Annotated in this window: 9 protein-coding genes; 1 reads left to right on the top strand and 8 read right to left on the bottom strand. The window is 35.9% G+C overall.

Translation table 11 applies throughout. The annotated features are described in order from the left end of the window. Positions 1-4: 4 nt before the first annotated feature. Complete coding sequence (locus V7014_RS06960; RefSeq protein WP_335505571.1) at positions 5-2788, top strand: transglycosylase domain-containing protein; 2784 nt, start codon at positions 5-7, stop codon at positions 2786-2788. Positions 2789-2878: 90 nt separating this feature from the next. On the opposite strand, the gene V7014_RS06955 is transcribed toward V7014_RS06960, so the two are convergent. The 8 genes from V7014_RS06955 to dinG form a co-directional block, all read right to left on the bottom strand. Continuing rightward, positions 2879-3430, bottom strand: coding sequence for a YpoC family protein (locus V7014_RS06955; RefSeq protein ID WP_335505569.1), 552 nt, complete (start codon positions 3428-3430; stop codon positions 2879-2881). Further along, entirely contained in the window at positions 3427-4092 is a 666-nt protein-coding gene (nth, locus tag V7014_RS06950) for an endonuclease III (RefSeq protein ID WP_335505567.1), read from the bottom strand. The genes V7014_RS06955 and nth overlap by 4 nt, the downstream gene beginning before the upstream one ends. Positions 4093-4272: 180 nt before the next feature. Further along, positions 4273-4968, bottom strand: coding sequence for a DnaD domain-containing protein (locus V7014_RS06945; RefSeq protein ID WP_335505564.1), 696 nt, complete (start codon positions 4966-4968; stop codon positions 4273-4275). A gap of 418 nt (positions 4969-5386) precedes the next feature. Next, positions 5387-6679 (bottom strand): asparagine--tRNA ligase, encoded by a 1293-nt coding sequence (gene asnS, locus V7014_RS06940; protein WP_335505562.1) that lies wholly within the window; start codon positions 6677-6679, stop codon positions 5387-5389. Positions 6680-6867: 188 nt separating this feature from the next. Further along, positions 6868-8052, bottom strand: a complete 1185-nt coding sequence (locus tag V7014_RS06935) for a pyridoxal phosphate-dependent aminotransferase (RefSeq protein WP_335505560.1) — start codon at positions 8050-8052, stop codon at positions 6868-6870. A 17-nt stretch (positions 8053-8069) separates the two neighbouring features. Further along, complete coding sequence (locus tag V7014_RS06930) at positions 8070-8555, bottom strand: cell wall elongation regulator TseB-like domain-containing protein (RefSeq protein WP_335505558.1); 486 nt, start codon at positions 8553-8555, stop codon at positions 8070-8072. 14 nt (positions 8556-8569) lie between these two features. Then, positions 8570-8740: a YpmA family protein gene (locus V7014_RS06925; RefSeq protein WP_335505556.1), complete on the bottom strand. Its 171-nt coding sequence runs from the start codon at positions 8738-8740 to the stop codon at positions 8570-8572. A gap of 203 nt (positions 8741-8943) precedes the next feature. After that, complete coding sequence (gene dinG, locus V7014_RS06920) at positions 8944-11739, bottom strand: ATP-dependent DNA helicase DinG (protein ID WP_335505554.1); 2796 nt, start codon at positions 11737-11739, stop codon at positions 8944-8946. Positions 11740-11826 lie beyond the last annotated feature (87 nt).

Genomic DNA, 11826 nt, shown 5'->3' with positions numbered 1-11826 from the left:
TAAAATGTCTGATAATTTTCAAAGCAGAGAAGAAAGACGAAGAAGTCAACAACAACAAAATAAAAAAAGTAGAAATAGCAAAAAAACATCAAAGAAATCAACAAGCATATGGAAACGAATCTTGCTTGTTTTCTCCATAATAATTGGAATAGGCATTATTACTGGAGGAGCAACGTTTGCTTACTTTGTAAGTTCTGCCCCAGAACTAGATGAAGCACTATTGAAAGACCCTGTTTCTTCAAAGATTTATTCTGTAGATGACGACGGTAACAAAAAACTAATACAAGAAGTAGGTAAAGAAAACCGGGATTATGTGAAATTTGAAGAAATCCCACAAGTAGTAGTAGATGCCGTACTTGCTACAGAAGATTCTCGTTTTTACAGTCATCATGGAGTTGACGTGCTACGTTTAGGTAGCGCGGTTATTGCCAACTTTACAGATGGTTTTGGTTCACAAGGGGCAAGTACAATAACTCAACAACTTGTCAAAAAATCATTTTTAACAGATGAAAAAACATTAAAACGTAAAGCTCAAGAACTTTGGTTATCATTTCAAGTTGAAAGAAAGTATTCGAAAGAAGAAATCTTCGAAATGTACATCAATAAAATTTTCTATGGTGCCACTGCAAATGGTATAGCAACCGCAGCGGACACGTATTTCGGTAAGGAGTTAAAAGAACTTACACTTGATGAAGCAGCAACACTTGCTGGTCTTCCGCAAAGCCCAAGTAGATACAATCCGTTTAACTACCCAGAGCGTGCAGAGGATCGACGTAATGTCGTACTTTCACTTATGAACAAACACGGTTACATTAGTGAGAGTGAAATGAAAGAAGCACAAAGTATACCAATTGAGAAAAGACTATTACCTGAAGATAAGCGTAAACAGGAAGACACAGATCCATACGATGCATTCGTTGATCAAGTAATTAAAGAAGTAGAAGAGAAAACAGACTATAATATTTTCACTGACGGTCTTCAAGTTTACACAACAATGGATTTTGAAGCGCAAAATCATGTTTATGACATGTTAAACTCACCAAATAGTGAAATTAACTTCCCTAGCGAGAATCTACAAGCTGGTGTAACATTGCTTGATACACAATCGGGTGAAATTAAAGCGATCGGTGGCGGAAGAAACAAAGATGTGAAGCGTGGATTTAACTATGCTACACAGCTAGAAAGACAACCAGGTTCAACCATTAAACCAATCTTAGATTATGGTCCAGCGATTGAATATGAGAATTGGTCTACGTATGAACAAGTTGTGGATGAGCCTTACACGTATAGTAACGGCACAAAAATCAACAACTATAACAACCGCTACCAAGGACAAATGTCTGCTCGTGAAGCGTTAGCAAAATCATTAAATATTCCAGCTCTTAAAGCTTTCCAAGCAGCCGGGAAAGAAAATTCAAGAGAATTTGGTGAAAAACTCGGATTAGATTTTGGAGATGAATTCGAAGAGGCTTATAGTATTGGTGGTATGAAAACTGGTTTCTCTCCTATGGAAATGGCTGGTGCATACAGTGCATTTGGTAATGAAGGTATTTACAATGAACCACATGCCGTTACAAAAATTGTATTAGGCGATAAAACAACAGAAATTGACTTAAAACCTGAACCAGTTGTAGCTATGAAGGACTCTACTGCATTCATGGTTTCGGATATGTTGAAAACAGCTGTTACATCAGGTACAGGTACATTAGCTAACGTTCCTGGTCTACCTGTAGCAGGTAAAACAGGTACTACGAACTTTACCGATGATGAAAAAGAAAAATATAACCACCCTAATAACGGGGTTCCTGATTCATGGTTTGTTGGTTATACAACCAAATACACGGCAGCAGTTTGGGCAGGATATGATAAGCGTAGTGATTATTTAGGTACACAATCACAAAAGATTCCGCAACGCATATTCAAAAGCCTAATGAGTGAAGTGTCTGAAGATGTCAATACAAAAGACTTCAAGAAACCTAACAGCGTAGTAAAAGCTGCTGTTGAAAAAGGCTCTAATCCAGCCAAGAAACCAAGTAAGTTCACACCTGAATCGAATATCGTATATGAATATTTCGTAAAAGGTACTGAACCAACACAGGTTTCAAAAACATATCGTCAGCAACAAGGTCCAACTAATTTCAACGTGACATATGATCCTGAAACTAAAAATCTATCGTTGACTTGGAATTATAATGCTGCTGAAGATGAAGAGCAAAAGCCAATATTCGAGTTAAAAGGAAGCATTGATGGTGCTGAAACAACCTTTACAACAACGAGTGATATGGCATTTACCATTGCTAATCCAACACCAGGAAGCATCTATAAATTCTCATTAATTGCTGTTGTGGACGATCAAAAAAGTAAACCTGTAACAGCAACCTATAAAATTCCTAAAGAGGAAGAAGATGAGGATGAACAAGAGCCGGGTGAAATAGAAAATCCGGATGATGAGAACGATGATAATGAACAAGAAAATCCTGATAATGGTGGTACAGTAACTCCACCAGGAGATAATAATCAAAACCCTGGAACTAACCCAGATAATGGGAATGGAAATAATAATGGCAATAACGGAAATGGTAATGGAGAAAGTGGCGGAAATGGTAACAATCCAGATACCGAAACCGGAGGAAATGGTAATGGTAGTGGAGGAAACGACGGAAATAATGAGCAAACTCCTCCGCCAGACGGAAATGGAGGAAGTACTAACCAGAGCAATGTTATTCAAAACATCATGTTCTTCCGACCATTCTCAAGTAATTTCTTTTCTGATTTAAACTTTTTCTAAATAGCCTATAAAAAAGCGTTGGTGGAATTCTTACATTCCACCAACGCTTTTCATTTAAATAACCATGTACTAAAAAACGTCTCTGAGCATTTAGCTTTGAGACGTTTTTTTTCGCAACAGATTTTGCTTTTTTATTGTAATACGTGCATACAACTTTTCTAGTTCAATCATAATTTGCTCTAGAGCTTTAAATGATTGGTATAAGCTTGGTCGTGATAAGATAAAGGTCATTCTCTCTGTAAAATTGACCGGCACATTTGGAAGCTGGTTAACTTTATTCTGCCAATCATTCAAAACGATTGGATGTTCGTTTGCATAATACAGAGTAGCCAAAGTATATTTAATACCTTCTTTCATATATGGAGCAGCTTCTTTAACAGCCCTCCTTGCATAAAGATCGGCTAATATCGATTGTTTTTCCTTCCAAGATTGCATAATCGCTGGTATAACCACTTCGCTGTGCTTCCAAGGGTGAAAACCATCTATACTATTAAAGAATAATGCTTCATACCCCCCATCATTTAATGCGTTAATCTCCCATTCTTGGTACATTTCAGCATCAATAGATAGTTTTCGCTCATCAGCATAGAAGAAATCATCTTGTAATTGTTTTGGTATAGAAACCTCAACCATTTTCGTCATACTGTTTCCACTTCTTTCTTGCCTTTCAGACGCTTTTTACCTTCACGACATAGATCATTTAACGGGCACACTTCACATTGTGGATTTTGCGCTTTACAATGATAGCGACCGAAGAAAATCATTGTATGATGAGATGAACTCCATTCATCTTTTGGGATCTTTTTCATAAGTGTTTCTTCTACCTGTTGTAATGAATCTTTCCAACGACATATTCCTAAACGTTTACTTACACGTTCCACATGTGTATCAACAGCTATTGCAGGTTCACCAAATGCTACAGAAACAACCACATTCGCTGTTTTTCTTCCCACACCTGGCAACTTTGTTAGTTCATCACGATCAGTTGGAACAACACCGTTATAATCGTTTATGAGCATTTCAGATAGCTTTTGAATATTCTTTGCTTTATTTCTAAATAATCCGATTGAACGAATATCCTGTTGTAATTCTTCAAGCGACACACTTAAATAGTCTTCAGGTGTTTTATATTTTTGAAATAATGTTGCAGTCACTTTATTTACTAATGCATCCGTGCATTGGGCAGACAATGCTACCGCAATCACTAATTCAAAAGGATTATCATGTATAAGCTCACAATGAGCATTTGGAAACATATCCTGCATTGTATCAAGACAACGCCTTATTTGTGTTTTGTTAAGCATTTAGACGTCACTCTCCTTTGTTCCGTTCAAACTAACGCTAAGACTTCCATTTCAAAGCAAATATACAAAAAGTCATTAGAAATGGAACGCAAGTAAGAACTCAATTGGTTCAACTAATGATTGGTAGCGGAAAAACACACCACCAATCAAAGTTCACCTTCTCTCCCTGTTTTACTTCTTTTAGTTTTCCAACCAATTATAGAACGGTACTTCTTTAACGGATGGTTGCGCCTTTTTTGTGCGATGTTGTTGTGAGCGGAACTTTTCGCCATACACTTTCGCTTTCTCTACCGTATTAATTCCGTTCTTCTTCCATTCAAATAGTATTCGATCAATATAACGAAAATTTAATTTGCCAGAAATAACCGCTTCTCTTAAAGCTGCCTGAATCACTTTACTATCATGGTGATCATCATCAATCCACATACCGAGAGTTTCACACTCAAATGGAGATAGCGGTCTGCCAAATTCTTGTTCGAATATAGAGTACAAGCTTCTTTCTTCTTCTTCCTTATTAATCACAGTTTGCATATTTTGTTTCATTAAAAAATGTTCAATCACCTTTTTCTGTAACGGTAATAACGAATATGATTCACTATGTACCGCTTCATCAGATAATTGTTCATTTATTTCTAAGAAGCCTCTTTGAATTAGTCGTCTTAAAATATTCATACATTCTATAGATGAAATTGACATCCGATCACTAATTTCATTAGGTGTAGGAAAGTCATTTCCTTCTTTTTGAAAATGCTGTAAATGCATTAATAAGATTAACTCTTGTTCATTTAGGCCCATCTCTACGTAATGTACGAAAAGAAAAGAAGGAATCGTTACATTTCCTTCTTGGAGCCATGTTAATAATTGGTCTTTTATCATTACGTAACACCTCTTTGAATAGTATATCATGAAAAACAAGAAAAACCGACACCGGCCCTTTTTTAATGATGGTTCACTCTTCTGTTTTTACTACCAATTAAAAAGGAAATATGCGGCAAGCATAAGATATTTTTGGTTTTCAAAACAAATTGGCTTATGACCAAGCCTAGCAGGTGTAAGGCTAGACAAAGAAAAAACGACACCTGCCCTTTCTAATGATGATTCACTTTTTTGTTTTTATTACCAATTAAAAAGGAGATATTCAGCAGGCATAGCCAAGGTAGGTGTACGGTTAGATAAAGAAAAACCAACACCTTTCTCTTTCACATCTTTACTCATACATAGTGAAAGACCTTCATTTAATGAAGGTCTTCATGTGTTAGTATGGTTTTTAATCCTCTAAAAGAAAGCTTCTATATTAAGGATATAAACGGTTTAACAAACGTGGGAATGGAATTGTTTCACGAACATGTTCTACTCCACTAATCCATGCTACCGTTCTTTCTAAACCAAGTCCGAAGCCCGAATGCGGTACAGAACCATATTGACGTAATTCTAAATACCACTTGTATGCTTCTTCATCCAAGTTATGTTTTTCAATATTTTCTTTCAACAAATCATAATCATGAATACGCTCTGATCCACCGATAATTTCTCCATAGCCTTCAGGAGCAATTAAGTCAGCACATAGTACAACATCATCACGATTAGGATCTGGTTGCATGTAGAATGGTTTTAATGACTTAGGATAGTGTGTGATGAATACAGGCTTATCATAATGCTCTGCGATAGCCGTTTCGTGTGGTGCACCAAAGTCATCACCCCATGAAATATCATCAAATCCGTTTTCATTTAAGAATTTTATTGCATCATCATAAGAAATACGTGGGAATGGTGCTTTAATATTCTCTAGCTTTGTCACATCTCGATCTAATGTTTTTAACTCTACAGTACAGTTCTTAAGTACAGCTTCGATAATATATTGAACATATTGCTCTTGCACTTCTAAATTCTCTTCGAATTCAACAAATGCCATCTCTGGTTCAATCATCCAGAATTCAATTAAGTGACGTCTTGTTTTTGATTTCTCAGCACGGAAAGTTGGTCCAAACGAGAACACTCGTCCTAAAGCCATAGCAGCTGCTTCCATGTATAACTGTCCACTTTGAGAAAGATAAGCATCTTCATCGAAATACTTTGTTGCGAATAATTCAGATGTTCCTTCTGGTGCACTACCTGTAAGGATTGGTGGATCTACTTTCGAAAAGCCTTGCTCGTTGAAAAATTCATATGTTGCACGAATGATTTCGTTACGTATCTTCATAACAGCGTGTTGACGTTTAGAACGTAACCATAAATGACGATGATCCATTAGAAATTCAGTTCCGTGCGCTTTTGGAGTAATCGGATAATCTGTAGATTCATGAATAATTTCAACGCCAGTAATAAGCAATTCAAAACCTAATGCTGAACGCTCATCCTTTTGCACTTTACCAGTTACAAATAAAGACGATTCTTGAGTAATACCTCTTGCTTTCGAGAAAAGTTCCTCTCCTGCTTCTTCTTTCACGACAATTCCTTGCATAAAGCCAGTACCATCACGAAGTTGAAGAAACGCCATTTTACCACTTGAGCGTTTGTTCGCTAACCAACAACCAATTGTTACTTCTTGATCAACATATTTATATACTTGTGAAATAGTTGTTTTCAAAATAATATTCCCTCCAAGTTTAACGAAAAACAATAAATTTAACTATTACATTATACCTTTCAAAACATGTTACATCAACGTCTGTCACAGATAATCCTTGATACATTAAATTATTCATAATATTAAAACAATTTTATTTTCTGTAATAGTAAAAGCTAAGCACTATGCTTAGCTTTTACTTTAATGTCTTATTGCATTTTTGATTTAACAAATTTAGAAATACGTGCTACTGCTGCTTCAAGTAAATCTAATGATGTTGCATAAGATAAACGAATATTATCAGGAGCTCCGAATCCTGAACCTGGAATTACTGCCACAAGTGCTTCTTCAAGCAATGCTTTCACAAAATCATCTACATGATCAAAACCTGAAAGCTCTGCTGCTTCCTTAACATTCGGGAATAAGTAGAATGCACCTTGTGGTTTAATACATTTTACGCCAGGAATTGCAACTAGTTGATCATAAATAATATTTAATCTTTCTTCGAACGCTTGTCTCATTTCCTCAACAGGCTCTTGAGAGCCTTCGTATGCTGCGATCGCACCGTATTGAGCTGTTGTTGTTGGATTTGATGTACTATGACTAGCCAAGTTAGTCATTGCTTTAATAACCACTTCATTACCAACAGCATAGCCAATTCTCCAACCTGTCATACTATGTGACTTAGAAACCCCATTAATGATGATTGTATTTTCTTTTAATTCAGGTGAAATTTGAGCGATTGAAACATGCTCAGCATTTCCATATAGTAATTTCTCATAAATTTCATCAGAAACAATTAAAATATTATGTTTCAAACAAACTTTACCAAGCGCTTCTAACTCTTCACGACTATAAACCATGCCAGTTGGGTTACTTGGTGAATTAATAATTACTGCTTTTGTTTTACTTGTAATTGCTTGTTCCAACGATTCTGGTGTAATTTTATAAGAATTCTCTTCCTTACCTTCTAAGTATACTGGCACTCCATCAGCCAATTTTACTTGCTCTGGATAACTTACCCAATAAGGAATAGGAATGATTACTTCATCCCCTTCGTCAAGAATCGCTTGGAACAGCGTGTATAAAGCATGCTTAGCACCTGATCCAACAATGATTTCTGAAGCCTTATAATCAAGGTTTTGATCTCTTTTCAACTTTGAAATAATCGCTTCTTTCAACTTAGGTAACCCTGATGCAGGTGTATATTTCGTTTGTCCTTCATTCATTGAAGCTGTAGCTTGAGCAATAATATGCTGTGGCGTATTAAAGTCAGGCTCCCCTGCTCCAAGTCCAATAATATCAAGACCTTGAGCTTTCAATTCTTTCGCTTTAGCTGTAATTGCTAAAGTAGTTGATGGTGTAAGAGCTTGTACACGCTTTGCTAGTTTCATGTTAAATATCCCCCTAGTTAAATACCTTTAATTGTTGTTTTTGTTTTGTCTCCTGTTTCAAAATCATAGTAATAATAGTGTAAATTATCCTCTGAATCTTTAAAGGTTACTTCCCATAATGGAACTTTATTCTCCATACCAAGCTCTACAGAAATAATTTCCTCAGGATTATAATTTTGTTGAACCTTGTCTATAATTTCTTTCTCAGAAACACCATCGGAATATTTCTTTTTGACAATGGTGGAGTTTTTATCCAACTTCTCTGGAATCCAAAGAACTTGGTTGATCCCTTTGTCATCTTTCCCAATAACAACCGAGTATACTTCCTTGCCGTGATATAAATAAAAATCACTGACACTTTTCAAACCGCCTTCACTTGTAGCGATGGCAACTGCTCGCTCTTCAGCGGTTTTTTTATCATCCATGCCCACTAACACACTCGCGATGACATAGCCAATTATAAGGAGTACTAAGATACTCACGATTACTACCCATTTCTTCAATAAAACCACTCACTTTATGTTCGATAAATCGTAATGATTGCTTGGTCTTGATCTTCCCTATCAAGAGCAAGACCAAACATTAACTGATCGTACTTTAAATTTCTATTTAATGCATCTACAATTTTATATAAATCAGGCGTATATTGCACTTTTACAGTTGAAACTACTTCTGGTTTATTTTCCATCCCATTTGCCTCCTGGTAACAGAAGAATTAATATATTAAAACTATCGTAAGAAGTATCGTCTTCTTACAATGACTCCTTCAATATTATAACAGCTTTTTTGTTTGAAAAATAAATTTTCAGCAAAAAAATATCATGGTATTCAAGTTATCCGTAAATTCATTTCCTTTAATGTCTTATTTAATACTTACATTATTTATACTACTTATTGTAGCCAAGTCTTAATAGAACGCTGGATAGAATTAAGCTCTACTTCTTCTGTTAAAACGTCAGGTATTGAACGAAGGAAATCCTCACCATAATGTGTTGAAGTAATTCGTCGATCACACACAATAAATACACCTTTATCTTCATTCGTTCGGATTAGCCTACCAAAACCTTGACGAAATCTCATGATGGCTTCAGGTAAAGAATAATCATTAAACGGATTGCCACCTCGGTCCTTTATTTGCTTGCAACGTGCTTCTACCAATGGTTCAGTTGGTGGTGAAAACGGCAATCGGACCACAAGTAAGCATTCTAGAGTATCACCAGGTAAATCTAATCCGTCCCAGAAACTAGCCGTTCCTAACAAAATCGATTTATCATAGTTTTGGAAATGCTTAATTAGCCGCGACTTACTATTGCTTGATATCCCTTGGGATAAGACATTGAAATCTTGAAGCACCTCACTTTGTTTGAGGAAATCATGCGTCATTTTCAACATGTCTTGTGATGTAAATAAAACCAACATTCTTCCCTTCGATGCTACAGCTGCTTTTTCAATATAAGACGCAATATTATTTGCGTATACTTCATTGCTCACTTTATTCACTTCTGGAATATCCATTGGAACAAGTAACTTTACTTTTTCCTTGTAATTAAACGGTGATGGAAATGAATAAATCATCATCTCATCATCAAACAATCCAAGTTTTTGCTTCATATAATCGAAAGAACCTTTTACCGACAATGTTGAAGATGTTAACACAACACTTTTCTGCTGAGAAAAGTAGCGGAACCACATTTCACTACCACCTGAAATCGGTTGTGAGTACAAATAAACGTACTGACTAGGACTGTTCTTGCTCCACTCCACCCAATACAATACAGAATCTTTATTGTGGATGAAATATTCTCCAAGTCGGTCTGCACTTTCTTTAAGAAATGCTACAACACTTTCAATCTCTGCTAAATGGAACAATTGTGTTTTCCCAGGTGCCCCATTTTGCATTATTGTCGCGACATCGTTATGAAGTAAGCTGCCAATCTCCTTGAAATGTTCACTTAACCTTTCAGCCAACATAATCAAAGGTTTAGCTTCATTTTTACGATTAAAAATCATCTGTAAAGTAAGCGTGCTTTTCGTAATTGAACCTTTTGCAATGTCTTCGCATAATCGAGATAATAAATGAAAGAATTGCTCTAGTTCATATATAGCTTCTTGTAATAAACGGTCGATTCGTTTATTTTTGAAATTTGGTTTACCATTCACTTCACTCAACATGTTATTCAGCTTATGCACTAATTGCTTCTGATCATTGATTCCAAGCTTATTCAACATCATTTTTATCGTGATATAATCTAGTGATGTTCCCAAATGTTTAGAAGCTGCATTCTCTAATTGATGAGCTTCATCAATAATTAATATACCATCGCTCATATTCGACGTTTTCTTGGAGAAAAAATCACTCATTAAATAAGCATGGTTTGTTATGACAATATCAGCATCTTCCGCTAACGCTCTTGCTCGTTCATAAAAGTCATACTTTTCCCATGACAATTGATGGTCATTCGCGAAATTCTTTGCATTTTGGAGTCTTTCCCAGAATAACTCTCCACCACTAGTTAAATTCAACTCATCTTTATCACCAGTTTCTGTTTCTAACAACCATACGAGAATTTGCATTTTAGTTAACGCACTATCATAGTGATCATCACGAGTTCGTAAAGCTCGGTCAAACTTGGCTAAGCTAATATAATTTGAACGACCTTTAATGACTGCGGTTCGAATAGAGAAAGGTAGCATGGCACGGAGATTTGCTAATTCCTTATAAAGCAGTTGATTTTGCAGTTCAATTGTATAGGTGCTAATCATTACCGATTGCTTGTTTTGAATTGCATAATAAGCGGAAGGTACTAAATAGCCTAATGTCTTTCCAAGACCAGTTCCTGCTTCAATCATCGCCATTTGCTGAGTAGATAAGGCTTGATATACAGCGTCCATCATAGCAAGCTGATTATCCCTAACTTCCAAGTTTGAGAAAGCTTTTTGTAACATATTGATTTTCTCTTCATTAGTTGTAGGATATCCAACAGTATTATTGCTATTAGACTCGTTGACACTCTCCATTTTCCTCATTGCAATACCTTTATGTATAAATAAATAAGGATGGTGAACTGGACTAACCGACATTCTTTCTTGCAAAATACGTGATAATAGCTCCGAAATTTCACTTTTTAATGAATAAGATAATCTATATAACTGTTTTAATGTAACAAGTGGCATTTGCATTAACTCATTTATATACAATAATAGCAACTCTGCCGTTGCATACGCATCACTATCCGCCTGATGCGGACGATCATGATTAAATCCTTCTTCTTTAGATAAATGTGATAATTTATAACTTGTGGCAGTTGGACGCATTATTTTTGCTAGTTCAACAGTATCAATTGTTGAGCCAAAAAATCCACCATATCCACAAATGGTTAATTCATCTTGAAGAAATGATAAATCAAACAGTACATTATGGGCAACGAAGCACGAATCTTGGAGATACTCCATTATTTTCGGGGCTACTTCGGAGAAAAGCGGCGCCTCACATACTAATTGATCATTAATACCTGTTAATTCTTCTATAAATGGTGTTATCGGTTGCTCGGGGTTTAAGAACGTAGAAAACTCATCAACAATGCGGTTACCTTCAATGACAACACAAGCAAATTGAATAATTTTATCTCCTTTTTTCACCGAGTTTCCTGTTGTTTCTAAATCCACCACTACATAACGATGAGTCATTACTGTACACCTCAAAATCAAATACTTAAGAAAAGCGCAAGCGCCCGTTTAGCTTCGTATGGACTGGAGCCCTTCGACTGAGATAAA

Origin of the sequence: Bacillus sp. JJ722 (genome assembly GCF_036963345.1) — a bacterium.
Lineage (GTDB): Bacteria > Bacillota > Bacilli > Bacillales > DSM-1321 > Bacillus_AD.
The sequence above is the reverse complement of the archived record's forward strand: the minus strand, read 5'-3'. Positions and strand labels throughout refer to the sequence as shown.

Bases quoted from the DNA above. Each gene is read 5' to 3' on its own strand.
- V7014_RS06960 (WP_335505571.1), top strand. From the start codon at position 5: ATGTCTGATAATTTTCAAAGCAGAGAAGAAAGACGAAGAAGTCAACAA.
- V7014_RS06955 (WP_335505569.1), bottom strand. From the start codon at position 3,430: ATGACGAAAATGGTTGAGGTTTCTATACCAAAACAATTACAAGATGAT.
- nth (WP_335505567.1), bottom strand. From the start codon at position 4,092: ATGCTTAACAAAACACAAATAAGGCGTTGTCTTGATACAATGCAGGAT.
- V7014_RS06945 (WP_335505564.1), bottom strand. From the start codon at position 4,968: ATGATAAAAGACCAATTATTAACATGGCTCCAAGAAGGAAATGTAACG.
- V7014_RS06935 (WP_335505560.1), bottom strand. From the start codon at position 8,052: ATGAAACTAGCAAAGCGTGTACAAGCTCTTACACCATCAACTACTTTA.
- V7014_RS06925 (WP_335505556.1), bottom strand. From the start codon at position 8,740: ATGGAAAATAAACCAGAAGTAGTTTCAACTGTAAAAGTGCAATATACG.
- dinG (WP_335505554.1), bottom strand. From the start codon at position 11,739: ATGACTCATCGTTATGTAGTGGTGGATTTAGAAACAACAGGAAACTCG.